Annotated in this window: 1 protein-coding gene; it reads right to left on the reverse strand. The window is 69.0% G+C overall.

Annotated elements, in window-relative coordinates; all coding sequences use genetic code 11:
* The coding region (locus tag ADK55_RS40025; protein ID WP_234350204.1) for a hypothetical protein at positions 1–297 on the reverse strand (297 nt) is incomplete at its 3' end.
* Positions 298–329: the final 32 nt, after the last annotated feature.

Here is a 329-nt window from a genome sequence, read left to right on the forward strand (position 1 = left end):
TTCTTTCCTTGCCACCCGGTTTTCTTTGCTTTTCCCCCTTTTAAACACCGGAACCCCCCCGCCCCCGCCGATGGCGAACGAGCCACCCGCGGCGGTCGGCGAGGACAGGAACGCGGAACCCGGCGTGAAGCCGCCGCCCGACAGGTGCACCTTCCCGTTGGGGAAGACACCGGAGATGGAGCAGGTGGCGGTGGGGGCGGCGGCGGCCTGGCCCCATGCGAGGACGGCCGGGGCGACGAGAAGCGAGCCGGCCATGGCGGGGACGAGCAGTGCGTGGCGTATGCGTCGGTGGGACATGGATCCTCCCGAAGGAGACGTGAGGGTGTGAG

It is taken from the genome of Streptomyces sp. WM4235 (assembly GCF_001279725.1).
Lineage (GTDB): Bacteria > Actinomycetota > Actinomycetes > Streptomycetales > Streptomycetaceae > Streptomyces.